This window comes from Alkalihalobacillus phoenicis (assembly GCF_047302405.1).
GTDB lineage: Bacteria > Bacillota > Bacilli > Bacillales > Bacillaceae_D > Alkalihalobacillus.
Window position 1 is genome coordinate 2,972,446 of record NZ_CP154853.1, and the last position, 24,643, is coordinate 2,997,088.

19 protein-coding genes and 1 CRISPR repeat array are annotated in these 24,643 nt (G+C 36.9%); of the genes, 3 read left to right on the forward strand and 16 right to left on the reverse strand.

Annotated elements, in window-relative coordinates; all coding sequences use genetic code 11:
* Positions 1 to 202: 202 nt before the first annotated feature.
* The 4 genes from AA0017_RS14160 to AA0017_RS14175 all read right to left on the reverse strand — a co-directional run bounded on the left by AA0017_RS14160 (position 203) and on the right by AA0017_RS14175 (position 4,785).
* Positions 203 to 1,549 carry a glucose-6-phosphate isomerase gene (locus tag AA0017_RS14160; protein WP_413375370.1) on the reverse strand — a complete coding sequence of 449 codons (1,347 nt, stop codon included), beginning with the start codon at positions 1,547 to 1,549 and terminating at the stop codon, positions 203 to 205.
* A 42-nt stretch (positions 1,550 to 1,591) separates the two neighbouring features.
* Positions 1,592 to 2,485 carry a phosphogluconate dehydrogenase (NAD(+)-dependent, decarboxylating) gene (gene gnd, locus AA0017_RS14165; RefSeq protein ID WP_413375372.1) on the reverse strand — a complete coding sequence of 298 codons (894 nt, stop codon included), beginning with the start codon at positions 2,483 to 2,485 and terminating at the stop codon, positions 1,592 to 1,594.
* Between the two features lie 67 nt (positions 2,486 to 2,552).
* On the reverse strand, positions 2,553 to 4,007 hold the full coding sequence (gene zwf / locus AA0017_RS14170) for a glucose-6-phosphate dehydrogenase (protein WP_413375374.1): 1,455 nt from the start codon (positions 4,005 to 4,007) through the stop codon (positions 2,553 to 2,555).
* Positions 4,008 to 4,422: 415 nt separating this feature from the next.
* A complete protein-coding gene (locus AA0017_RS14175) occupies positions 4,423 to 4,785 on the reverse strand; it encodes a winged helix-turn-helix transcriptional regulator (RefSeq protein ID WP_003323364.1) in 363 nt (120 codons plus the stop codon).
* A 201-nt stretch (positions 4,786 to 4,986) separates the two neighbouring features.
* Here AA0017_RS14175 and hxlA point away from each other — a divergent pair, with 201 nt between their 5' ends.
* Together hxlA and hxlB are read left to right on the forward strand one after the other, a co-directional pair.
* Positions 4,987 to 5,619 carry a 3-hexulose-6-phosphate synthase gene (gene hxlA / locus AA0017_RS14180; RefSeq protein WP_413375376.1) on the forward strand — a complete coding sequence of 211 codons (633 nt, stop codon included), beginning with the start codon at positions 4,987 to 4,989 and terminating at the stop codon, positions 5,617 to 5,619.
* Between the two features lie 7 nt (positions 5,620 to 5,626).
* Positions 5,627 to 6,184: a 6-phospho-3-hexuloisomerase gene (hxlB, locus tag AA0017_RS14185; protein ID WP_413375378.1), complete on the forward strand. Its 558-nt coding sequence runs from the start codon at positions 5,627 to 5,629 to the stop codon at positions 6,182 to 6,184.
* A gap of 170 nt (positions 6,185 to 6,354) precedes the next feature.
* On the opposite strand, the gene AA0017_RS14190 is transcribed toward hxlB, so the two are convergent.
* From AA0017_RS14190 to AA0017_RS14210, 5 genes are read right to left on the reverse strand one after another with little or no spacing between them, the layout of a single operon-like run.
* Positions 6,355 to 7,473 (reverse strand): ABC transporter ATP-binding protein, encoded by a 1,119-nt coding sequence (locus AA0017_RS14190; protein WP_413375380.1) that lies wholly within the window; start codon positions 7,471 to 7,473, stop codon positions 6,355 to 6,357.
* Positions 7,474 to 9,237: an ABC transporter permease gene (locus tag AA0017_RS14195; protein ID WP_413375382.1), complete on the reverse strand. Its 1,764-nt coding sequence runs from the start codon at positions 9,235 to 9,237 to the stop codon at positions 7,474 to 7,476. It lies immediately after the preceding gene.
* A 3-nt stretch (positions 9,238 to 9,240) separates the two neighbouring features.
* Complete coding sequence (locus AA0017_RS14200) at positions 9,241 to 10,131, reverse strand: sugar phosphate isomerase/epimerase family protein (RefSeq protein WP_413375384.1); 891 nt, start codon at positions 10,129 to 10,131, stop codon at positions 9,241 to 9,243.
* A gap of 14 nt (positions 10,132 to 10,145) precedes the next feature.
* The gene (locus AA0017_RS14205; RefSeq protein WP_413375386.1) at positions 10,146 to 11,315 is read right to left on the reverse strand and encodes an extracellular solute-binding protein; all 1,170 of its coding nucleotides are present in this window, start codon (positions 11,313 to 11,315) and stop codon (positions 10,146 to 10,148) included.
* Positions 11,315 to 12,127, reverse strand: coding sequence for a Cof-type HAD-IIB family hydrolase (locus tag AA0017_RS14210; RefSeq protein ID WP_413375388.1), 813 nt, complete (start codon positions 12,125 to 12,127; stop codon positions 11,315 to 11,317). The genes AA0017_RS14205 and AA0017_RS14210 overlap by 1 nt, the downstream gene beginning before the upstream one ends.
* 175 nt (positions 12,128 to 12,302) lie before the next feature.
* Here AA0017_RS14210 and AA0017_RS14215 point away from each other — a divergent pair, with 175 nt between their 5' ends.
* Complete coding sequence (locus AA0017_RS14215) at positions 12,303 to 13,034, forward strand: GntR family transcriptional regulator (protein ID WP_413375390.1); 732 nt, start codon at positions 12,303 to 12,305, stop codon at positions 13,032 to 13,034.
* A gap of 809 nt (positions 13,035 to 13,843) precedes the next feature.
* Positions 13,844 to 16,381: direct repeats of the CRISPR family, unit length 32 nt; unit sequence ATTTCAATCCACGCACCTACACGAGGTGCGAC.
* 193 nt (positions 16,382 to 16,574) lie between these two features.
* On the opposite strand, the gene cas2 is transcribed toward AA0017_RS14215, so the two are convergent.
* The 7 genes from cas2 to cas3 form a co-directional block, all read right to left on the reverse strand.
* Entirely contained in the window at positions 16,575 to 16,865 is a 291-nt protein-coding gene (gene cas2, locus AA0017_RS14220; protein WP_413375392.1) for a CRISPR-associated endonuclease Cas2, read from the reverse strand.
* 10 nt (positions 16,866 to 16,875) lie between these two features.
* Positions 16,876 to 17,907 carry a type I-C CRISPR-associated endonuclease Cas1c gene (cas1c, locus tag AA0017_RS14225; protein WP_413375394.1) on the reverse strand — a complete coding sequence of 344 codons (1,032 nt, stop codon included), beginning with the start codon at positions 17,905 to 17,907 and terminating at the stop codon, positions 16,876 to 16,878.
* The gene (cas4, locus tag AA0017_RS14230; protein WP_413375396.1) at positions 17,904 to 18,563 is read right to left on the reverse strand and encodes a CRISPR-associated protein Cas4; all 660 of its coding nucleotides are present in this window, start codon (positions 18,561 to 18,563) and stop codon (positions 17,904 to 17,906) included. The genes cas1c and cas4 overlap by 4 nt, the downstream gene beginning before the upstream one ends.
* Positions 18,553 to 19,413, reverse strand: a complete 861-nt coding sequence (gene cas7c / locus AA0017_RS14235) for a type I-C CRISPR-associated protein Cas7/Csd2 (RefSeq protein ID WP_413375398.1) — start codon at positions 19,411 to 19,413, stop codon at positions 18,553 to 18,555. Before cas7c ends, cas4 begins: the two co-directional genes overlap by 11 nt.
* A complete protein-coding gene (gene cas8c, locus AA0017_RS14240; RefSeq protein WP_413375400.1) occupies positions 19,413 to 21,323 on the reverse strand; it encodes a type I-C CRISPR-associated protein Cas8c/Csd1 in 1,911 nt (636 codons plus the stop codon). The genes cas7c and cas8c overlap by 1 nt, the downstream gene beginning before the upstream one ends.
* Positions 21,320 to 22,039: a type I-C CRISPR-associated protein Cas5c gene (gene cas5c, locus AA0017_RS14245; RefSeq protein WP_413375402.1), complete on the reverse strand. Its 720-nt coding sequence runs from the start codon at positions 22,037 to 22,039 to the stop codon at positions 21,320 to 21,322. The genes cas8c and cas5c overlap by 4 nt, the downstream gene beginning before the upstream one ends.
* A gap of 118 nt (positions 22,040 to 22,157) precedes the next feature.
* Entirely contained in the window at positions 22,158 to 24,593 is a 2,436-nt protein-coding gene (cas3, locus tag AA0017_RS14250) for a CRISPR-associated helicase Cas3' (protein WP_413375404.1), read from the reverse strand.
* Positions 24,594 to 24,643 lie beyond the last annotated feature (50 nt).

Below are 24,643 nucleotides of genomic sequence, written 5' to 3' on the forward strand. Positions count from 1 at the left end.
GGCAATATTTAGGGTTTACGAAAACAAAAAATAGCACTTGAACACTGGTTCTTTCCGTATTTTCTAATCCTAAGCTGTTAATCAAAATTATTTTCTTTTCTGGTAAAAAATAATTTGCCCTCACATCTAAAATCGAGCGTTACACCTATTTTATACTCATACACTGAAGGCCAAGCCAAGGTTCAGTATACTATAGTATTATCTATTTGTTAGAGAAAGAAAGGCGTTCCATCAGGGCCTTTTTCTCTAATTCATAACCAGGTTTTCCAAGTAAAGCAAACATATTCTTTTTATATGCTTCCACTCCCGGCTGGTCAAATGGATTAACTCCTAATAAATAGCCACTAATTCCACAAGCTTTTTCAAAAAAATAAACTAATTCACCATATGTGTATTCATTCATTTCATCGAGCTCAATTACTAGATTAGGTACTTCCCCATCAACATGAGCCAAAAGTGTGCCTTGAAATGCACTTTTGTTAACTTCATCCATTGTTTTTCCTGCTAGGAAGTTTAATCCATCGAGATTGTTTGAAGCTTCCTGAATAGTTAGTTCAAGTTTAGGTTTCTTAATTTGTAAAACAGTCTCCATAAGGTTTCGCCTACCTTCCTGCACATATTGTCCCATTGAATGTAGATCTGTTGAAAAATCAACGGAGGCAGGAAAAAGCCCCTTTTGATCCTTCCCTTCACTTTCCCCAAATAGCTGTTTCCACCATTCGGATACATAATGAAGAGATGGCTCATAATTAACTAGTAATTCAATCACTTTTCCCTTATTGTAGAGTGCATTTCGTACAGCGGCATATTGGTAGCATTCATTTGTCATTAATTCAGGATTATTGTATTTACGTGCAGCCGATGAAGCTCCTGCCATCATTTGATCAATATCAAGCCCTGCGACAGCAATAGGTAAGAGACCTACCGCTGTTAGCACAGAATACCTTCCACCTACATCATCTGGAATAACAAATGTTTCATACCCTTCTGCGTCAGCAAGTTTTTTTAATGCGCCTTTTTCCTGATCAGTAGTGGCAAATATACGTGTTCTTGCTTCCTTCTTTCCATACTTTTGTTCTAGATAGTCACGAAAGATACGAAAGGCTAAGGCAGGCTCTGTTGTTGTTCCTGACTTAGAAATCACATTCACCGAAATATCTTTTCCTTCTAATAGCTCCAATAAATGCGTGAGATAAGTTGAACTGATATTGTTTCCAGCAAAATAAACTTGTGTCTTACCGTTTATTTGATTATGAAAACCATGAGACAAAGCTTCAATCGCTGCTCTTGCACCTAAATAAGAACCACCTATGCCAATCACAATCAAAGCATCTGATTGATTTTGTATCCTTTTAGCAGCCTGTTTAATACGTGAAAACTCTTCTTTATCATAGGTTAATGGTAAATCAACCCATCCAAGAAAATCAGAGCCCAAACCTTTTTTTTCATGAAGCATTCCATGAGCCACTTTTACAAATTCACTTAATCCTTCTACTTCACTCTTTTTCATAAATGGTAACGCATTGGTATAATCAAACGAAATAGTCATCCTTACATTTACTCCTTATAGCTATTTTTGGATCTATCCAAATTAATTTTTTTCCACAGCATGTCCACCAAATTCATTTCGCAAAGCAGCCACTACTTTACCTGTAAACGTATCATTGTCTAAGGAACGATAGCGCATTAATAATGACATGGCGATTACCGGTGTAGCCGCTTGTAAATCCAAAGCCGTTTCAATCGTCCATTTCCCTTCCCCAGATGAGTGCATAATCCCTTTGATCTCATCTAATTTAGAATCTTTAGAAAAAGCACTTTCTGTTAACTCCATCAGCCAAGAACGAATAACGGAACCGTGATTCCAAACGCTGGCTACCTTCTCATAGTCAAAATCAAAATCACTTTTTTCTAATACTTCGAAGCCTTCCCCAATAGCAGCCATCATTCCGTATTCAATTCCATTGTGGACCATTTTCAAGAAGTGGCCACTACCTGATTTCCCGGCATATATAAATCCCTTTTCTACAGCTGTATCACTAAAAATCGGCTCGACTATGTTCCAAGCTTCACGATCTCCTCCAACCATATAACAAGCTCCATTTCGAGCACCTTCCATCCCACCAGACGTACCAGCATCCATAAAACTTATACCTACTTCCTTTAGTTCGTTGTATCGACGAATGGATTCCTTATAGTGAGAATTACCAGCTTCAATCACGATGTCTCCCTCACTTAGAAAAGGGGTCATCTCACGAATCACGGAATCAACAACAGAATGTGGAACCATCACCCAAAGAACTCGTGGTTTTTCTAATGCTTGAATAAGGTCTTTTAGATTTGATACTCCTTTGGCTCCGTATTCTTTCATTTCTTCCACCGCATTTACATTTAAATCAAATGCGACTACCTCATGTTTATGATCAATTAAATTTTTCCCTAAATTTAATCCCATTTTTCCTAAACCAATTAATCCAACCTTCATAATAATCCTCCTAAAACTTTATCTTTCTTAAAATTCTTTTCTTGTTTGCATGACATCTTTCGAAACTTTACCACCACTTATATCCATCTTTTTCTAATAATTGATGAGCAGCCTCTGGTCCCATTGATCCAGATGAATAAGAATGAAGGGGAGCTCTATTTTCTTTAAATGCCGCTAAAATAGGCTCTACCCAATTCCAAGATAGTTCTACTTCATTCCAATGAGCAAAAAATGTTGAACCCCCAACAAGAGCATCAAATAACAATAGCTCATACGCTTCGGGTACGTCTTGTTTACTCGCAGAAAAATCTACTGTGATCGGTTCCATTTTTCCGTTTATTGGATTTTTGCTATTTAACTGTAACGATACACCTTCATTTGGATTAATATTTATTGTTATTAGATTAGGTTCAACCTGATCCATTTCCGAATGAGCAAAATCCTTTAACTGGTTTTTAAATTCAATGACAATCTTTGTTGCTTTTTCTGCCATTCTTTTTCCCGTGCGAATATAAAATGGAACCCCATCCCAAAAGGAATTATCAATCCATAGACGAGCTGCAACAAATGTATCATTTTGTGAAGAAGCCTCCACTCCAGGCTCTTCCCGATATGCCCTTACAGGTTCTCCGTTTATTTCTCCTTGCTCATATTGGCCACGAACAACATGAACACCAATAGTATCCCTCTGTAATGGACGTAACGATTCCATCACTTTTCTTTTTTCGTTACGAATATCATTTGTGGATATCCGTTTAGGCAAATGCATGGCTGTCATCATTAATAACTGCAGCATGTGATTTTGGACCATATCACGAATGGCTCCTGCATTGTCATAATAACCAGCTCGTCCTTCGACCCCAACCATTTCACTCGCCGTAATTTGAACATTGGCAATATATCGATTGTTCCATAATGACTGCAATACAGGGTTAACAAAGGTCAGGGCTTCAAGATTCTGAACCATTGGTTTTCCTAAATAATGATCGATACGATAAATTTCGTCTTCTTCAAAAGCTTTGCTTAGCTTTTCGTTTAATTCTTGGGCAGATTTCAGATCATGTCCAAAGGGTTTTTCGATAATCAGTCGTTTCCATCCATTTGTTGAGCCCAATCCACTATCCTTAATATTCATGGCGATGACGTCAAAAAATTCAGGTGCCATTGATAAATAAAACATTCGATTCTCTTCCATATTCTGTTTTTTTTCATTTTGTTGAACGAGTTCTAGCAGCTTGTTATAGCCTTTAGTATCCGTTACATCTAAGTGGTAATAACGAAATGGCTTAACGAATTCTTCTTTTTTAGATTTATCACTCAGCAAATGTCTGGAAAATGTATGCAAGGAATCGATGACCCTTGACTGAAATTCACCATCAGAACTGTCGTCTCTTCCTACACCAATAACTGAAAAAGACTTCGGTAATTTTTGATTCAGGTATAAATTAAACAAAGCAGGATAGATTTTTCTTTTTGCTAAATCCCCTGTTGCCCCAAATAATACAAACGTCATAGAATCCATCTAGAACGCCTCACTTTCTTGACAAATTCTAATATATAATGACAAAAATTTATGCATGAACACACATTTTTGGACACTCTTTATTATCTTTAATGATTGCTAAACACCTTTCACCATTTATCCTTCCTATCAAAATCTCTCCTTTCGTACAAGCAGCTTGTTATCTTAGAAACATATTGCTTTGCCCAAACAGTATATAACGTATGTTTCATACTTAAAAGTACGCACTTTTTTTGCATATAGTTATTCTAAAATCACATAGTGTAAAAATTAATACTATAAATTTAATAGTCAAAAAGCCTTGGACAGCGAGGATGTAAACATCACTGTTCAAGGCTTTTAATAGGGTACGGTTAATAATGGCTAACTGTCGTAAGTTATGATTGTCTTAAACGATAAAGAAACCTTATTTCTACTAAGTAGCTGATTTGTCTTCCGTTTCCTTCTCCAATACATTTCCAATGTAATCTTTACCCCATTCATACATAGCATCTAAAATCGGGATAAGACTTTCTCCATACTCAGTCAATGAATATTCAACTTTTGGTGGAACTACAGGATAAACTTCTCGATGTACGATTAAATGATCTTCAAGTTCGCGCAATTGATTAACAAGCATTCTTTGAGTAATACCCGGCATAAGTGATTTTAATTCACCAAATCGTTTAGTTCCTTCTTTACCTAGATGCCATAAAATTAGCATTTTCCATTTCCCACCAATTACTGAGAGTGTCAATTCTTTTTCACAGTTAAATGTTTTTGAGCCTAAGTTTGGCATTTAATTCACCTCCTTTTTATTTTATCCTACAGTATACTTTTTATCACTATATGAGGTAAAAGTGCGTACTTTTAATTCAATAACATACTCAGTATACTAAGAAACGTGCTAGTCAGTAAATAGCCTTTCAAAAGGAAACATTTACACCCAGCCTAATAACAGACTCATAGCACAATATAAAATTATAAGGAGCGAATATAAATGAAATTACAATTAGCTTTAGATCTTGTCGATATTCAGGGAGCAATTGAATTAGTGAAAGAGGTACAAGAACATATTGATGTTGTAGAAATTGGTACACCTGTAGTGATCAATGAAGGTCTTAGAGCCGTGAAAGAAGTAAAAGCTGCATTTCCTAACTTAACTGTATTAGCGGACTTAAAAATTATGGATGCGGCTGGATATGAAGTAAGCCAAGCATCTGCTGCAGGTGCTGACATCATTACAATTCTTGGAACGGCAGAAGATGAGTCAATTAAAGGTGCAGTAGAAGAAGCTAAAAAACAAGGAAAACAAATCCTTGCTGATATGATCGCCGTGAAGGATATTGCAGCCCGTGCAAAAGAACTAGATGAACTTGGTGTTGATTATATTTGTGTTCACACAGGATACGATCTTCAAGCTGTTGGAAAGAATTCTTTCGAAGACCTTTCAACGATCAAAAGCGTTGTTAAAAATGCAAAAACAGCGATTGCAGGTGGTATCAAATTAGAAACACTTCCTGAAGTAATTAAACATCACCCAGATCTAGTTATCGTAGGTGGGGGAATCACAAGTAAAGAAGATAAAAAAGCTACAGCACACGAAATGCAAAAATTAATTAAACTAGGGTAATTCAACTATGCAGACTACACAATATTTAGCCGAAGTCGTGCACGAATTAAATCAAACGGTTCACTTAATTCATGATTCAGAAGCAGAGAAGTTAATAAATCAGATTTTAAAATCCAAGAAAATCTTTGTCGCTGGTGCAGGCAGATCTGGATTGATGGGTAAATCTTTTGTGATGCGAATGATGCACATGGGGATTGATGCCTATGTAGTTGGGGAAACCGTAACCGCTAATTTAGAAAAGGACGATTTATTAATCATTGGTTCAGGATCAGGAGAAACGAAAACCCTAGTTGCCATTGCTGAAAAAGCTAAAAGCTTAGGAGGTACAGTCGCAGCTATAACCATCTCTCCTGAATCAACTATTGCCAAGTTAGCTGATATTGTTGTTAAGTTACCAGGAGCCACAAAAGATCAATCGGAAAGTGACTATAAGACCATTCAACCAATGGGATCCCTATTTGAGCAAACGATGTTGTTATTTTATGACGCCTTAATCTTGCGCTTTATGGAGAAGAAAAACTTAGATTCTAATAAAATGTATGGGAAACACGCTAATCTTGAGTAGAATTAAATAATCAAGATAGAAGAAGGCGATTAACATCCCCACACACGATCGTACGCACGGTTCCATTTAAGTCTGATGCTGGAAACTTTATAAACCCTTGATGGTGCCAATAGGCATTATCAAGGGTTTTTTGATTGATGCTCGTTTCTCTGCTAAGTGGCGTAAGTTCTTCAAGAAGTAACCGGCACTCCTAGATCAAGTTTTACCAGGATTTTTTTATTTGATTCTGGATCAAAGACATGTACCTTTTCCAAATTAGTTTTAATCCATACCGTACTACCAATTTCATACAACGCTTCCCCAATCTCTTTAATCGATAGTATCGTATCTGTCTGTGGTACCTGTACTTGAATATAGGTTTCAGATCCAGCTGGTAATACAGAATATACTTCTGATTCGATCGCACCATGTACAAATTTATTAACAATGTGAATATTTTCTGGATTGGTTGCTAACGTCACTACTTTTAAACCGATTTTTGTATCGTATCTATAAGTACTAAGTGGACTGATCATTTCCATTTGAGCGTCATTTACCGTTGCTTCTACACAGTTTACAGTCGGATTTCCAATAAACTGTGCTACACGTAAGTCTTTTGGATGATTATATAATTGTTGAGGTGTGTCTACTTGTACTAATTCCCCATCAAAAAAGACTGCAATTCTAGTTGAAAGTGTTAAAGCCTCTACTTGATCATGTGTAACATAAACGATGGTCGTTTTCAGCTCATGATGCAGCCTTTTTAACTCACTGCGCATTTCAACTCGTAATTTTGCATCCAGATTAGATAATGGTTCGTCTAAAAGCAATATTTTCGGCTCTGTAACAATCGCTCGAGCAATTGCAACTCGTTGCTGCTGACCGCCAGATAATTCACTTGGGGAGTGACCACTAAGATGTGCAATTTGCAACCGTTCCAATGTCTCAGCTACTTTTTGTTTAATCGTCTCTTTTGGCATCTTTTTAATTTCAAGTCCAAAAGCAACATTTTGAAATACTGTTAAGTGCGGCCATAGGGCATAACTTTGAAATACAAGGTTTAAATTGCGCTCCGCTGCAGGAAGAGATACGTGTTTCGAAACACATACAACTTCTTTTCCATCAATTTTTATTTTTCCATCACTTGCTTCCTCTAATCCTGCTAAAATACGAAGGAATGTCGTTTTTCCACAACCAGAAGGACCTAATAATGTCATAAATTCACCGTTTGCAATGGTTAAATCAATTCCTTTTAAAGCATGGAATTCCTCAAAATGTTTATGAAGATTACTTACTTCTATCGTTCCCATCTATTTACCTATTCCTTTCGTTATATCAATTTTTCCAAATATTGAGACTAGTGCGTATACAAGGATGATAGAGATGACGATAATAAAAACTACCGCATTCGCTGTTTGTGCATACCCTTGTTCTTGTAGGTCGAATGTATAGGTTGTTAATGTCATCGTTCTTGGCGTTACAAGCATGATTAGCAAATCAAGTTCTTTCATCGCACTAATAAACACGAGAATAAATCCACTTAGCAGCCCTTTTCTACTTAATGGCATAATGATTCGCCTAAATCGTGTACGCCATGATGCACCAAGGACACTACCCGCTTCTTCCAGTTCATTGCTAATTTGAATCATCGAACTCGTTCCCGTCCTTGTCGTAAGTGGCAATTCACTGACAACTGTAATCAAAATCAGGATAGCGATTGTACCATAAAGAGACGGTAAGAAAAGACCTGGCTTCGCGAACATAGATAAATAAATAGCAGAAAATGCAATACTAGGAATTAAAATTGGTAAAAATGAAAGCTGATCCATTAAACGAAATGGCCATTTTTGTTTGTTTCTCGTAATCAAATAACCAATAACTAATCCGATCATTGCTGCTATTAATGCGGCAAAAAAGGAAATCACAATTGTATTTTTGAAGGCACTGAAAATCCGATCATTTTGAAATACACCTTGCATTCCGTTTGCTATCGCTGAATTAGATTCCCCAACCCAATAATGTAGTGTTAAATTATCCAGACTATAAACGCCATCTTTGAGTAAAAGAGTTTGTATCCCTAATAAAAGTACTGGCAAAATACTTAAACAAAAAATAAAAAGCCAAATAGCAATATTCGTTGGTACGCGCCATATCCCGAGACTAATCAGTTTTTGTTTCGAACCTTTCCCACCAATCGTCGTGTAATTGCGACGGCTGATTACTTTTTGATTCATCCAAATAACGATAATTGCACTAACGATAAGTACAAGACTCAGAATGTAACCCGTTACTTGTTGACCTGTTGAGATATTGCTATAAATCATTGTCGATAATGTATAGTATCGAACGGGCAGCCCTAGCAAAGCAGGTACACCGAAAGAACCAATTGACTTTGAAAATATCAAAATAAAAGCAGAGACAATCGCTGGTATTACAAGGGGAAAAGTTACTTTTCTGAGCACTTTCCACGTTTTAGCCCCAAGTATTGTTGCCGATTCTTCCACATCTGAGTTAATGGAGCTTAGTGCAGCGCCAACTAGTAGAAAAGCGAAAAGATAATAATGTGCTGAGAGTGATAAAATAATCGGAACTGCACCATAGGAAAGCCAGTCTGGAGGACTTACATTGAAGTTGGCTTGTATTAGCCCAGTTTGTCCACCAATACGGTCATTTTTAAACACAATTAACCAGATAAACGCATTAAACCAAGAAGGTAACATGTATGGCAAAATGAGCAAAAAGCTAACCAGTTTTTTATATTTCAAATCCGTTCGTATAACGACCCATGCTAAAAGAGATCCTATGCCTAGGGAAATAATTGATACAAAAATACCAATTTGAAACGTTTGAACTATTGGACTATAGATTAATGCTTGACTGATATCGCTAGCAAATACAGATTTCCATGCTTGTAATGAAAAGCCTTCATCATTACCGACATTCATAAAGGTCGTCACAAGGATTTCTACAAGGGGAAAAATGATTGTATAAATAAGAAAGGCTAATATGGCTATCGTCAATATAACGATGGGATTATGTATTTTGTTGCGGATAAGTGTTACATATTTCTGCATCGTTTATCTTATTCCTTTCCTACAAAGAGCTATCGTTTGTTGTAAATATTCAATCGATTCGGCAATATATTGTTTAGGATCATCCGCTTTTGACCAACGTTCCAGTGACAACTCTAAATTATATATACCTTTGTAATTATTCTGTTCTAACAGCTGTACAAAGGAATGAAGGAGCAGATCACTATCTTTCCAAATCGGGAAATGTGTAGTCCCCTCAGAATTAATTCCGTGAATATGTGTGTGAACAACACGTTTGCAAAATACGTTCAACAAGGGATCCTCTTCCAAAACAAATGGAGCATCTTCCTTACCATGTTGAATATTTGAATAATAATGCCCCATATCAAAGCATATTCCAACATCTTCGCGATCCAGTGTTTCAACTATCTCCAATATACCTCTTATCGTATTTCCTGGATCGTTTACTTTTTTCACCCTATTATTCTCAACAGCAAACTGAATTTGCTTTGTATTTGCATTTAATTCATTAGCCCATGCTTGTAAGATTTGTGTTGTTCTCGCTGCATAATCGACCCCTTCTTCATAGCCTTGACTCGCATGAATCGGCATCATAATCGGCTTGTTTAAGTTTGCAAGTAAAGGAAGAAGCGAGGGGTAGTCAGTGCGTACTTGACTACCGACTACCGTCTTCAATAACTCCCCATGAACCGTGATGTTCAATCCTTTATTTTGGATTATGGAAAGTACCTCTTGAAAATCATCATAACAAGCTGCTTGATCGTATATTCGTACTTCAATACTTGTAACACCAAGTGATTGTAAATAATCAATATACATCTCAAGACTAGGAAAACCAGCTATATAAACCCGTTTCTGTTCATCTGATAAATTACTTTGTAATGCTTGTTGCTGAATAGACATTCCAATATTCATTTATATCTCTCCAATTACTGGATTTTGAGTAAAAAGTTACGCATTTCGTCCTGATGTTCGTAGAAATATTGCTCGTCTTCTTCCCATAAGTTAAGCTCTGCTAAAGAAGGGATAATATTATCTTGCTCAATATCATTCCTTACAGCAAATGTTCCTGGGTTGTTGAATGGATCAAACCCTTCTGCAGTACCGTCCTCACCGCCAGTCATGAAACGAATAAATAGCTTGGTCGCAGCTATATTCTCTACATTACTTGTTACAAAGATTTTGGATGTTCCTGGAACAGATATTTTTGGTTGAAGTTCTGTATTAACACCAATTGCTGCATCTTTTTGCACGACATCACGTAATTTCACAGTAGATGCAATTGCTACAACAGAATGATCAGCTCTTGATTCGGCTACAGCGTCAACCGTATCACCCATCGAGCTCATCAGAACAGCATCATTGTCTAATAAACGTTTAATAAATTCATAGCCTGCATTTTCTGTATCATTTAATTCTAAAGGTTCTTCAAATTTTTCCTCATACGCTTTTTCCATATCATCCGAATGTTTCACCATAGTCATAAACAAACCTTGAATATCCGGTGCAGAGAGCGGGTCTTTCAAAAGAATTTTACTTGTCCATTCATCTGTTGTTAAATCCCACCAATTGTCGATAGGAGGCTCTTCATAATGTTCTGTATTATAGACGATGGTAATCACTTCTGAAATTAATGGTAAACCTTTATAAGACTTGTACGGTTCGTCTATATGTTTCATAATTTCCTCTGGTTTATATTCTGCAATATAGCCATTTTCGAGCAAATCATTGGACCATGATCCATTTGTTCCTTTACCTAAAATGATATCTGCATTGTTCAAACCTGACTCATGTTCACGTTTAACCTTTTCATAAATTTCTGGGTCACTAACTTTCGTTACAAGAGCTTTCACACCTGGGTATGCTTCTTCAAAAGCGCTTCCTACTCGTTCACCTGCTGATGTCGCACTATATAGGACAACTTCTCCTTCTTCCTTAGCTAATTCATATAACTCATCTGTAGTTACATAGGAGTCAAAACTTATCTCCGTACTTTTACTGCTCGTTGTTTCTCCGACATTATCAACCTCTTCATCCGCACTTCCACATCCAACCAGGACGAGTAAGAAGAAGAAACTCATCGATAATAGTTTTTTCATTATGCCATCTCCTTTTTCATTTGTAATTTTTCAATATAATCTGCAACTGCCTCTTCCTGATTTGTCTTATGTAATACTTTCGTAGCAACATGTTTCAATTCCAGTTGAGCATTGTACACAGCAATTCCAACGTCTGCAGCTTTGATTAAAGAAATATCATTAATGTTGTTACCAAACGTTATTAATTTTCTATTGTCATGGTTGTAATGCTTATTGAAGTGTTTTAATGCAATTCCCTTCGATGTATTATTCGGAAGTAATTCCAAATATTCAGGCTCAGAAAATGTAGTACTAAGACAAAAGTGTTTAATCTTAATTTGTTCTTCAAGCGCCGTTAAAAACGTTTGATTTTTATGAGCAATGATAATTTTAGACACACTCTCTATCTGAAGTGGTAGTACTTCTAACACTGTCAATTTTTCTTTTTTCTCAAATAATGAAATTAGTGGTCCTTTTTCATTTGTATAGATATCTTCGTCGATAAAATACATGATTTCTACGTTTTCTAATTTTGCCAACATTTCTTTGAGCGAATCATTTAGCGGTAATGTTTGACGATAAATAACACGTTTCGTTTTCGGGCAAAAAATTTGTGCACCATTATGTGTAATGATCGGATATTGAATGTTCAACTGTTCAACAAAGGAAACAATTGATGTTTGTACCCGACCAGTTGCGAACGTAAAAATTCCTCCTTCCTTTTGAAATGCAGCAATCGTTTGCCGACTTCTATTTGAAATCTGTTGGTCATCATCGAGCAATGTTCCGTCTAAATCTGTTACAATGCATAAATCAGAAAAGCAATTATTCAATCTACTGATATACTTTCACCTCCAAGTTGTCTATACATCTACAGTAACATCATAATATTAAGAGATTGTTAATCTAAATATAAAGTAACGTAAATAACTGTTTTATTAATAAAAAACAATTTATAAGTATGATAAATTTTTATATAATGGAAAAGAGATGTATAGAGGTGATAGATTGAAAACAAAATCTACTTATCAATTAATTAGCGATAAAATAATGGAAGATATTCAAAACGGGATTTACCGACCAGGGGAAAGACTGCCATCAGAAATTAAGATGGCTGAACACTTCAATGTAAGTCGAGAAACCTTTCGTTCTGCTATCCGTCTCCTGGAGCAGCGCGGTGTAGTTGTTGTAAAGCGTGGAGTAGGTACATTTATCACAAAAATGTTACCAACAATCCCTAGTAGTTTAGAAACGCTAACGAAAATATCCGATTTAATTAAACAAGCCGGACTTGAGGAAGGAGAAAGAAAAGATTTCTCCAAAACGGTTGAATGTACAGCTGACTGGGCGGAGAAATTATCGATTCAAGTTGGCACACCGGTTTCTTTCCATCAAAGAATTCGCATGGCAAATAATGAACCAGTTGTTTTATCACAAAATGTCATGGCAAGATCGCTAATCGGTGATGCGTTTGAGAAGAAAGAATTATATGGTTCACTAACTGAATTTCTCGAGAAGGAATGTAATATAAAATTATTAACTAGTGACAGTGAATTAATCGTTCCCCTGCATACAGATAAGCTCTGTCAGCAATTGCTTGTTTATCCAGAAACAACGGTTCTTTTAATGGAACAGATTCATTATAATGAACTAAATGAACCTGTCATGTATAGTAGCGATTATTTTAGAAATGATATCTTTCAATTTAAATTGCGAAGAACTAAAAAAGGAGTAGAATAGGGTTTGTAGTTATGTTATCGGTTATGTACTAATTTAAAGCAGATAGAAAGTTTTTACTCTCTTATCTGCTTTAATTTATTATTCTAGGGCTCCCACCTGCTAAGATTATTTAACATTCAGGAAGTAAATATGAACGACCCCAAGCTGAGAGTCTCGAGGCTACACTCAGTATTCACCCCACAAGTTCCTAATAGAAACCTTCTCTACGCCACTTTGACAGTTATACAAATGTTCTTTCTATACCCAAAGCACTTTCTTCTTTCCCTTTATCCCTTTGTCCGCATCATTCATAGTATAACCTCCAGTATAAGCTATTCTGATCAACAATAGGTGACTAGAAGATGTGGACTATTTGATGCTTTCAATACCATATCAGCACTCGTGCATTTCGTCACTTTAACGTATTGAAGTACTCTTGAAGTTGAAAGGGTTAATGATTGTGTTGCTGGCCTTCTTTATGTAGGATATCTATTTCTTGATGGAATGTTTGTTGCATGTTTTAATTAGCTGTTTCGTATCCTTGGAATTTTATGGTGAACTGTTCTTTTTGTAAAGTAGCAACATTTTTTCAGTTTTTTTACTTGTTGGTAGTGTGTAACGAGGGGTGAGAGTGTGTCGATTTTATTTATAAATTTGTCAATATCTATTTGTTTCGTTTCTTCTAGTTAGTTACTACTATTATCAACATTTATACAGACAATTAGCTGTCTTTTGCTGCTGCTTTTCAATCGTAAAATAAGAAACATTAAGATCTACTTTTATGTCATTTTCCAGCAATACACTGGCGAATGATTGCTAAAGGTGGAAAAATTTCAATCCACGCACCTACACGAGGTGCGACATTCACCGTATTTGTTTTTCTGGGACAGAGCATAAATTTCAATCCACGCACCTACACGAGGTGCGACTCAACACCATAGACATATAAATACAAACTCATTGATTTCAATCCACGCACCTACACGAGGTGCGACAGCGGATGTTATGAGGTACGAAATATGATCAAAATTTCAATCCACGCACCTACACGAGGTGCGACTCAATTTAATCAAGATAATGTCATGCAGCGCGATATTTCAATCCACGCACCTACACGAGGTGCGACTAACATTTATGTAGACGATGAAAAAATTAATGCTATTTCAATCCACGCACCTACACGAGGTGCGACCTTGTCGTTCTAAGTCAACAAATCCACGGGAAAGATTTCAATCCACGCACCTACACGAGGTGCGACGATACGGTCATAACTATGCTTCCTTTAATTATTATTTCAATCCACGCACCTACATGAGGTGCGACGATGTAGGTCACATGGTAGTCTGCATCTGGGTCATTTCAATCCACGCACCTACACGAGGTGCGACAACGATTAGCAAATATAACGATTAGGAGGGGAAATTTCAATCCACGCACCTACACGAGGTGCGACTAACATTTATGTAGACGATGAAAAAATTAATGCTATTTCAATCCACGCACCTACACGAGGTGCGACCTTGTCGTTCTAAGTCAACAAATCCACGGGAAAGATTTCAATCCACGCACCTACACGAGGTGCGACGATACGGTCATAACTATGCTTCCTTTAATTATTATTTCAATCCACGCACCTACATGAGGTGCGACGATGTAGGTCACATGGTAGTCTGCATCTGGGTCATTTCAATCCACGCACCTACACGAGGTGCGACAACGATTAGCAAATATAACGATTAGGAGGGGAAATTTCAATCCACGCACCTACACGAGGTGCGACTAACATTTATGTAGACGATGAAAAAATTAATGCTATTTCAATCCACGCACCTACACGAGGTGCGACCTTGTCGTTCTAAGTCAACAAATCCACGGGAAAGATTTCAATCCACGCACCTACACGAGGTGCGACGATACGGTCATAACTATGCTTCCTTTAATTATTATTTCAATCCACGCACCTACACGAGGTGCGACAACGATTAGCAAATATAACGATTAGGAGGGGAAATTTCAATCCACGCACCTACACGAGGTGCGACAATAGTATATGGATTTACCCCACTTTCATCTCGATTTCAATCCACGCACCTACACGAGGTGCGACCCCATGTGAAATTAAGACTTTCTCCTAAACCAAGATTTCAATCCACGCACCTACACGAGGTGCGACTTGATATAGATGAGCTTGTATCAAAAGTGCAAGACTTAATTTCAATCCACGCACCTACACGAGGTGCGACCGGTTGCGAATTAGATGAGCTAATGTATTTAGAGATTTCAATCCACGCACCTACACGAGGTGCGACGGTATTGTACCACAAACTAGGAGGTTTAGCATTTTATTTCAATCCACGCACCTACACGAGGTGCGACACGTGTAAATATAGGTACTGAACTACTACCTTTTATTTCAATCCACGCACCTACACGAGGTGCGACTTCTCCAAAATCAACTTCATCCAATGGCTTGCACATTTCAATCCACGCACCTACACGAGGTGCGACCTCAACCAACTTCCTTTTCCCATCTTCTACCTCTTATTTCAATCCACGCACCTACACGAGGTGCGACGCACGTATTTTTGTGGAGTTTTTTGCGGCTGACGATTTCAATCCACGCACCTACACGAGGTGCGACTGATCTCAAAATCATATTCTTCGGGCGAAAACATATTTCAATCCACGCACCTACACGAGGTGCGACAAGTGGGATTTATACACTTTTAAATTCTTTGCAATTTCAATCCACGCACCTACACGAGGTGCGACGCTAGGATTTTCTTTGGTAGTAATTCCTCGTCATATTTCAATCCACGCACCTACACGAGGTGCGACCATTTCTTATATTTGTCCATATTGCAGAAACAGTTATTTCAATCCACGCACCTACACGAGGTGCGACGATTTAGCTCTGTGCAATCATTTAGCTTTTTGGACATTTCAATCCACGCACCTACACGAGGTGCGACAATATGGGATTTACAATAGATCATAGTCAAGGTATTTCAATCCACGCACCTACACGAGGTGCGACATCGTCAAGTCTTCAATATGGCTAATTCCGACTATTTCAATCCACGCACCTACACGAGGTGCGACATAACGCATGACTGTAGATGCGTTACTCTTAAAAGATTTCAATCCACGCACCTACACGAGGTGCGACTTGATTATTTCTTTATTAAGATAGTATGGTATATATTTCAATCCACGCACCTACACGAGGTGCGACATCGGTCGGATGATTCGATTGTGGAAGGACAAGTTATTTCAATCCACGCACCTACACGAGGTGCGACCTTTACAAGGTAAAAAAAAATAGAACAATCGAAAATTTCAATCCACGCACCTACACGAGGTGCGACAGCGAAAATGACTCAAATTAAAGAAAATCACCTCTAATTACAAATCATTTCCACAAATAACTATTCATAAATTAAAGCATTATAAAAAATCCGACAAATTGCAACAAAATCCCACGTATTTTTCAGGTGCGAATCTCCCTAGGAAATGATGATCGCCTCCCATTCGCACTTCCATTTTTCCTCATTAAATTCGTTAAAAAATCAAGGGTGCCTCAACATCAATAGATTCTTTTACACCAATGTGCTCCACTTTGTTTTTATAATTATCTCCAAGCCTATAAAAACGGAGACTGTCTTCAGTAGGATTTATGATAGAGGTCAACTCATGCTTTAAGGTTGTATATTGTGTTGAATCAATAATGCATTCAAATACTGAATTTTGTACTCTCTGCCCATAGTTTTGACAAACTTTTGCGACTTTTCGTAAACGCTTTTGTCCAGTGCTTGTCATCGTACTCACATCATAAGTAATTAAAATCAACATAGATTATCCCCTACTTCCATAAAAATGGTGGATATTCATCTAAGTCTTCTCTAAGGTATCGTGCTAATAATAGAGCTTGGGCATGTGGTACTAGTCCCCAAGTGATTTTTTCTCCTAAAAATGGATGCGTGATTTTTTCTTGTTTTTTATTTTGCCAGGCCGTCAAAAATTTTTTTCTTGCCTCATCTGTCATAATCACCGCTCCATTTTCTTTTTTCGAAAAATCATCTTTATTCACAATTTTTTTATTAATAAGTGACAATACAAATTTATCCGCATAAACCCCACGTAGCTCTTCCATTACGTCTAAAGCTAATGAAGCTCTTCCTGGTCTATCTCGGTGTAAAAAGCCGACATACGCATCTAAGCCAACTCCCTCCAATGCAGCAGCTGTATCATTTGCTAACATTGTATAAGCAAATGATAATAAAGCATTCACATTATCAAGCGGCGGTCTGCGGGAGCGGCCTTTAAAAGAAAAGTCTTCTTTCTGCTGTAAAATCATTTGATTAAGCAGTCGATTATAACTAATCGCAGCTTGCCCTTCTAACCCTCTTAAACGCTCCAAATCTTCACAGATTCTTACCTCTTCTATGATCGTTGATAACTGCCTGGAAACTTCTTTAAACTTCTGTATATCCAGACGAAGCGGATAGTCCCTTGTCATTCTTTCTATCATCCATTTATTATTAAAAATTTTCCCGATAATAAAATTCCTTGAGATTTGGGCAGATGCTGTTTCATGATCGGAGATCCTATACTGTTTTTTCCTTAACGTCACATTTCCACGGCTCTGACCTATCACTCTTGCCAAAAAGCGCCCATTCATGGTTAAGAAAGTAATCGAGATATTCCTGTCAGCACAATATCCCATTAACGCAGGACTTGCACCTGTATACCCAAAAGTGACGATGGATTCCAAATTATGAAGTGGCACTCTGCCCAATTTATTCTCATCTTTTAAAAGAACGACGTTGTCACCATCTAATGATAGATACACATCTGTTTGGTTAATAAAAAGCGTATTTAAGAGCTTTCTCATCCTTTTATTTTCCCTTCAATATAGCTTTTTACTGATTGTTTATTCATCAATTTTGGCAGACAGATATGTTGCAAGGAGCAGCTTTTGCAAAAATTTCCGGTTTTCACTTTTGGCGTGTGACGCCGTTTGTAATATTGATACATTTCGTGTGTAGTTTGCCTTACTTTGTCTTTTAATTCTTCCGTAATAGATACTTTAATCCGTTGTTTTGTTTCATTATAAAATAAAAAGCCATACTCCACCTCACACAATAACATCTCCTCAAGACAAATCGCTTGTGCGACTAGCTGCAATAAATCTTCTTCACCTTGTTTTTTCTTCCCACGCTTATATTCAACGGGATAGGGTAAGTAGGTACCACTTACCCCGTTTATTTCTATACCTTTTGCATCGCTTCTAAATTCAACTACATCACAAACACCCGTTATTTTTAATTCTCTCGATTGTATCGGCATAGCTCGTACAACTAATTTGTCGCCACGTTTTTCACGAATTGTATGGTCATCTGCTCTTTTATGCAAATGCTGCCCTTCAACGGTTTTAACATTTTCCTCCCACTGCTGTTCAATATGAATTAACGCCCATTGACGCTTACAGAACTGGAAATGTTGAATACCCGATAACATTAAATAGTTATCTTCTTCATTAAAGGCCATCAATTACCTCAGGTACAAGACCATCTAGCTCATCAATTTGAATCGTATAATCTTCAAATTCCCTCGGTTCTTCTATATTTTTTTCAATTTTTAATGTACGGTGTACTTTAGCTGAAGAATATTGCCCTAACTTAGAACTATGCTCCCACCATAAAACCTTGTTTACTTCCATACTTCCATCTGGTCGTGCAGATGAAGCATCATTTTCAAACAAAGTAATTAAAGCTTCTTTAAATTTCTTAGCATCATCATTAGAAAAACCTGTCTTTTCAGCTAGCTGAGTATTAATACTTCCTTTGAACACATAAACTCCAAAATCGACACGGTGCTTCATTCCCATTGTGTCGGAGCCCTTAGCTGTTCCTGGTTCTGAATTAACACTTTTGGTAATTTGCATGTTTGTAATATCAATTTGGTCAACGCTTGTTGCTGTATGAATAGAAACTGGTCCACGTACACCAACAGAAACCCCTTTCCCACCAGACCCTTTAAAGGCAAACACTTGTCCAAAACTCCGTACATCAATCCATTCGTTACAAGCTAATAAGGCAAAAGCATCACTAGAGCCATTTTTATCTTTCATTATTTTTTGTAAATCTGGAATCGCCTCTGCTCTTTCTTTTAAACTACCATAAGAATCTACTTTATTATCATTAGACTGAACAAAGACAGACTCTTCCATTTGCATCAAACGATTACGGATTTTTCGTTTCAAGGCAACATCGGATACCTCTCCTTTTCCTTCGTAATTTTGTCTCGGACGATTTCCATTTAACGGGTCCCCATTTGGATTTGCTTTCGTTACAGTAAAGACGACGGCGAAATCAATTTTGTGATTTAATGTACTCATTACTCATTTCTCCCTTCATTTTGCTCCACTTTTTCTTTTTTCTGGTACATGTCGTGACGTTGACTTGACAAACCTAATAAAAATTTACCTGTTAATGGACGGTTGTTAAAATCATCCACCTTAAATTTTGATGAGATTTCATCAATAATTCTCGTATATCTTGTCGCCCCTTTTCCTAATTTCGCCAAATAGGGCTGTAAAGCTGCTTGTATCGTTTTCCAAGTTCTTTCTGGGCGATTCGCAAATGAGTTCATATAACGTGTGGCATTTGTTGCCCTTTTCTCACCATTGCTGTCTAAGACGTTTCTTTCTAATACATCGGCAACTGCTAGCAATCTACCAAAAAGATAATTGCGATCGTCATTATTATTATCTACGGCCATATCATAGTCCTCCTTACTATTTATAAGTGCACATGCAATACTTAATGTTTTCTCCCATTCCCAATTTTCTAACGCAACTGGATTTGAAGCTCTTTGAATGGCACTTCGAACAATATCAGACGGAATCGGTTGTTCGTCGACAATACAAGGTAAAAGCCGTTCCATCAATCCTTTTACAACCTTTTCATTGGCATTTGGTCCATATGTAGCAAAGGCAATGTCTTTTGTCGATGGGGCACCGATAAAGTGGACTCGTTTGCCTTCATTATCCTTTCGATACCTGTGAAGCCACTTACACCTTGAATGCCAATTAATTAGACCTTTTACATATAATTCTTTTTGAATATTACGATAATACAAAACCGCAAGACGACCTGTTGTTGCTGAATCTAATACGAGAATATTGATTTGTTCATTAGTATCAAGTTCTTTTAATCGATTTATATAGCCCGATAATGCTTTCTTTACTTCAGTAGCGTAGTTCTGATGAGTATTAGTTACTTGAATCGGCTCTTCTGGAGACTCGTCCCACTCTTCATAAATATCAAAACTATCACTAGTCGGATCAGGAACTTCAGGAACTTGATTCCCCCATACTAAAAAAACGCGACCATCAACAATTTTCGCTTGCCGATTGATTAACCACTTTAATGCATTATGTGCCTTTTGAGAGACTTCATAACTAATAGTAGCGACTTGATCACTCTCTCTAAATCTTCCACGATACGTAAATCCATTCTTATCATTATCTGAAATCAACTTAGCTTTATCACCAGCGTTTCGAATTTTATTGGCATGTCGATTCGTTTTAGGGAGCCATTCGTTTGATACATAACATAAATCTTCATCACCTAAACTTTGATTGTAAAACGAGGTAAATGAATCAAACACCTCTTTTGACTGCCACACTTTTGGTAGCACTTTAGTTGGAGAATACACACTAAAGCGAATAAACGCTCCTTCTTGTCCTCCAGCAACAACAGAAAAAATATCAGGTTTTCCGTCAAATAGCTCTTCATATTTTTTATCCCATGAAGTAATCAGCTTTCCTGCACTATCAAGATGAAGTTTCTTTTCATTGACTAAATCTTCAATTAACCTACCTTTTTTCAAATAGTTAAAAATACTATTGACCATCCAATAGTTATGAGGTGAGTTGGCCCACTCTTCTAATTGAACAATGTAAGCTGAATAAGGTTCTTCCTTTTTTATCACTCCTCCATATTTAACATAATCACCAGCAACATAACTTAATTTGTCATGAAGAGGATAAGGTGCTATAACAGAACCCGCACGACTCGCCGACTCTTTTGTTGCAGGAATTAACGTATTTCCATTACCTTTAGGAATAATTTCGGCCGAATGGAACTTACCTTCCTCTGTCACAAGCACTTCAATATGAGCTGTTTGGGTAGTGTGACTAACCGGAATTAATGTATATTCTTTCGCAAATCGATTTAGTTTATGGTCACCGACTTCACTTGAATTATTTTGATATGTTTGATAGAGACTTAGAAATAAACTCATTCACTCATCTCTCCTTCTAACACCTTTGAAAGTTCCTCCACAGACTGGACATTCGTTTCGTCAAAGTGTTTAGCTTCCATTTGACCCAAGGAGCGCACTTGCGGGCATTGCTCAGGAAGAATAAATTTAATCACACCATTTTTTATAACTGGACTCCATAATCTTACTTCCATTTCATCTCTTCCTATTTCGTCAGGATAGCTGATGCCATGAACCATCGGGCCAAGGTGAATCTCACCATAATCATCATAAAACCCTTCACCTTCATTAAATGGATGCGGTTCTACATACCCCTGACATTCTCTTGTTCCTAAGAAGATATCTCTTCTACCTCCAACCTTTAAAGCACGTTTCGCAATATTATGATGCTTATTTTCATTACGATCAAAAGTGAGATCTGGACGATGAAAGTTAAAATCAAAATAAGCTTTCACATGATATCTAGGCTTTTGTAAATACGTGTAATTCGCTAGTGTGTTTCCTCCACTATATTCAATCGGGCGGATCCCTTTAGATTCCATTTTAATCGGATTCATAATCCGCAGTTCATCAATATACCACACAATTGTCGGCTTCCAGTAAATGGATTCAACAATTCCTTTTAAGGCTTGATACGTTGGCACTTGATAGGTCATCTTTTCGCCACCAAGCTTCATTAACGGATCCGTAAATAAAGCATAATCACCCCAAAGAACAAACTCAATTGAATTTCGCATTTTTCTTCCCTCCTTTTGTAGTTTTAAAACAAACACTTTTAATGGTTCATTCCCTCTTACACTGCAAAGGTTTGTTTTATCTGATAATTCAATCTTATACTACAAAATATAATTTTCCTCAAAAAAACATCTCACTCATTTGTGCTTCATTTTTTGTATTCAACCCATACTCATGATCATATGCATTTTCTACTAGCACAAAAATTTCTCCATCTAGATAAGATATAAGCCCACCATTTTGTGTTAATTCTCTTTTCTCATGTTCATAAAGATTAATCGAATAATATTGTGCTTTTCTTAATAAATGAGCATACTCTTTAATCGACTTTGAACTATTTAATTCAGCAATGATCTCTTTTCCTTCACCATAAGGAACAAGTACAGAAGTTGTTACGTTATCTATTACTTGAAAGTTCTCAGCTGCTGCTCGGTAACTGTTTGCTAAAAACAAATCGAATTTCTTGTTATAAGAACGAGCTTCTGCTAAATATTTATTTTTCTTCCTTGGTGCATACAGTAAGTCAACCATGTCCGTCCCAAGGCTAGTAATTGGGTAATTTAAGCTCACTTTTAATTCTGTGTAATAAACCTGAAAAAACCTTTCCATCGCTTGCCTAGATAAGAGATGCCCACCATGCACGGTTGAATCTCTTTTTAGATCTTTTAAAATTTGCTTTGTTACAGTTTTCCCTGCTTGTATTTCTGGTAATTTGTCCAAGTTTTCTCCTTCATGCTCAATCATATAAACGGATTGAAGCCCGTCCATTTCACCGTGACGATTACACCTACCTGCTGCTTGGGCAACCGAATCTAAACCAGCTAAAGAACGTACAACTGATTGAAAGCTAATATCTACTCCTGCTTCAATCAGTTGTGTACTTACACATAATACTTTTTCTCGATTTTTTAATTTCCCCCTCATCTCATCCAACTTTTTATTACGATGAGCCGCACACATGGAAGTGCTTAAATGGTAAAGAGAAACATCCCCACCGAGCTCTTTTAACTTCTCATATAAATCTCGGACTACTGATTTTGTATTTAAAATAACCAAGATACTCTCTTTTTCTTTCATCTGTTCTTCAATAAACGATACAAGCTTCTCATTTGTAAAAGTACTTTCTGAAGCCAGATCAATCATTTCCACTCGTTTGAAAGCATCAATTACCTTATCAACTTGTGCGATCATTTCACCATCATGTGTTATCTCCAACTTCTGCTCAACGAAATTTAGAGCAGGTTGAGTCGCTGTACAAAGAACCATCGTCGAACGAGCATAATCCTTCAAAAAATTAAGGGCATCATTAAAAACAGAAACACACGAGGTAGGAACTTTTTGAACTTCATCAAAAATGATCACTGACTCACTAAGATTATGTAGCCTTCTACAATTACGACTCCCCTTCGCATAAAACACGTTTAAAAATTGAACCATTGTTGTAAAAATAATAGGAGAATCCCAATTGTCCTTTGCTAACTTTAGTTTTTGCTTAGTTGAGACCCTTCCATCTTCTGCTTCATCATCAACACCATCTATTGAATCGTTAATAATATTTGAGTGATGTTCTAATATGTTCACATCATCCTGTAAAATTTCTCTAACTTCTTTCGCATTTTGTTCAATAATTGTTGTAAACGGAACAATATAAATAATCCGTTTTTTCTTTTGTAATAAAGCATGCCGCAAGCCAAACCTTAAACTTGCTAATGTTTTCCCTCCACCCGTTGGAATCGACAGAGTATAAATACCTGAGGGACGTTCAGCAAATTTTGCACATTGTTCAGACATCTCACTTCTCAACTTATTAATGGGAGTTGATTCACCTTGTTCTCTTTTGAATGAATCAATCTTCTTCAATAACCTATGATAAAACTTTTGAAAAAGCTCTTCCGTATCAACCTCTAATTCATACGAAGCATTCTCTTCAAACAGACGTGTATTCGTCCTGTCCCCATCAATTAATGCACTAAAGATAAATTTTGTTAAAAACATTAGATTTTTTTCACGTTCAAGTGGTTTTTTTTGATTAAAAACTTCTAATTCTTTTGCTGCACAATCCACATACTCTTTAAATTCAGATTCGCTCATTACATGCTCAAAAAATAGTCTCTTTGTTTCACTAAACTCAGGGAAAGGCTTTTCTTTTACACGATATAAATAATTTGATTCTAACTGTGGGGTTAGGAAGTCTAGCAAATAAGAATGATGAGATAAAATACTATTTCCAACGACCTCTGATAAAATTAAATACCACATCTTCTCTTTTGCTTTATTAGAATGATACATTTCATAAAGTAACTTACCACCAGCTGTAGAATGATCAACACTTCCTCGTTTAGAAGGTTCACCTGGATTTTCAATTGCATTCAATAAGTAATCTCGGAATTCACATGTATACTTACCTAGGTCATGCAGTAAGCCTGCTAATCCAGCGATATGTTTAACTCCTATTTTCTCGCCATACCCTTCTGCTAATTGTTTTACTTCGAGTAAATGTTCTTTAACAGTTTGGATCTTTCCATCAGATTCACGAACATGTGCGATAAAGTCCATCAAATCCTCCTCTCTTAAATCAAAAAACAGCAAAAAACCAATATTATGAT

What these genes read in the sequence shown, in the direction of transcription:
- AA0017_RS14190 (WP_413375380.1), bottom strand. Translation starts at nt 7,473, where the DNA reads ATGGGAACGATAGAAGTAAGTAATCTTCATAAACATTTTGAGGAATTC.
- hxlA (WP_413375376.1), top strand. Translation starts at nt 4,987, where the DNA reads ATGAAATTACAATTAGCTTTAGATCTTGTCGATATTCAGGGAGCAATT.
- AA0017_RS14160 (WP_413375370.1), bottom strand. Translation starts at nt 1,549, where the DNA reads ATGACTATTTCGTTTGATTATACCAATGCGTTACCATTTATGAAAAAG.
- cas1c (WP_413375394.1), bottom strand. Translation starts at nt 17,907, where the DNA reads ATGAGAAAGCTCTTAAATACGCTTTTTATTAACCAAACAGATGTGTAT.
- cas7c (WP_413375398.1), bottom strand. Translation starts at nt 19,413, where the DNA reads ATGAGTACATTAAATCACAAAATTGATTTCGCCGTCGTCTTTACTGTA.
- zwf (WP_413375374.1), bottom strand. Translation starts at nt 4,007, where the DNA reads ATGGATTCTATGACGTTTGTATTATTTGGGGCAACAGGGGATTTAGCA.
- cas8c (WP_413375400.1), bottom strand. Translation starts at nt 21,323, where the DNA reads ATGAGTTTATTTCTAAGTCTCTATCAAACATATCAAAATAATTCAAGT.
- cas5c (WP_413375402.1), bottom strand. Translation starts at nt 22,039, where the DNA reads ATGCGAAATTCAATTGAGTTTGTTCTTTGGGGTGATTATGCTTTATTT.
- AA0017_RS14195 (WP_413375382.1), bottom strand. Translation starts at nt 9,237, where the DNA reads ATGCAGAAATATGTAACACTTATCCGCAACAAAATACATAATCCCATC.
- cas4 (WP_413375396.1), bottom strand. Translation starts at nt 18,563, where the DNA reads ATGGCCTTTAATGAAGAAGATAACTATTTAATGTTATCGGGTATTCAA.
- AA0017_RS14175 (WP_003323364.1), bottom strand. Translation starts at nt 4,785, where the DNA reads ATGCCAAACTTAGGCTCAAAAACATTTAACTGTGAAAAAGAATTGACA.
- hxlB (WP_413375378.1), top strand. Translation starts at nt 5,627, where the DNA reads ATGCAGACTACACAATATTTAGCCGAAGTCGTGCACGAATTAAATCAA.
- cas2 (WP_413375392.1), bottom strand. Translation starts at nt 16,865, where the DNA reads ATGTTGATTTTAATTACTTATGATGTGAGTACGATGACAAGCACTGGA.
- cas3 (WP_413375404.1), bottom strand. Translation starts at nt 24,593, where the DNA reads ATGGACTTTATCGCACATGTTCGTGAATCTGATGGAAAGATCCAAACT.
- AA0017_RS14200 (WP_413375384.1), bottom strand. Translation starts at nt 10,131, where the DNA reads ATGAATATTGGAATGTCTATTCAGCAACAAGCATTACAAAGTAATTTA.
- AA0017_RS14205 (WP_413375386.1), bottom strand. Translation starts at nt 11,315, where the DNA reads ATGAAAAAACTATTATCGATGAGTTTCTTCTTCTTACTCGTCCTGGTT.
- gnd (WP_413375372.1), bottom strand. Translation starts at nt 2,485, where the DNA reads ATGAAGGTTGGATTAATTGGTTTAGGAAAAATGGGATTAAATTTAGGG.